Annotated in this window: 1 protein-coding gene; it reads right to left on the bottom strand. The window is 71.7% G+C overall.

Features of this window, described 5'->3' with window-relative positions; translation table 11 throughout:
* Positions 1–230 (bottom strand): hypothetical protein (locus tag KVS67_RS13685; RefSeq protein ID WP_217565608.1); only part of this gene is annotated, 230 nt, incomplete at both ends.

Raw genomic sequence — 230 nt, 5'->3', positions numbered from 1 at the left:
CCGGTTGGCCTCTCCCTGGGCGGGGCGGGAGATGATCAGCGGGGTGCGGGCCACGACGATGAGGATCGAGTCCACCTCGTCGACGATCGCGTAGTGGTGCTCACGCAGCACGAGCTCGTCGAGGGACCAGGCCATGTTGTCCCGGAGGGAGGCGAAGCCGAGCTCGGTGATCGGGCCGTAGGGGGTGTCCGCGGCGTACTGCCCGCGGCGTACGGCCGGGGGCTCGCCCG

It is taken from the genome of Micrococcus sp. GbtcB5, assembly GCF_019091605.1.
GTDB classification, from domain to species: Bacteria; Actinomycetota; Actinomycetes; order Actinomycetales; family Micrococcaceae; genus Micrococcus; species Micrococcus luteus.
This window is presented reverse-complemented; position numbering and strand designations above follow the sequence as displayed.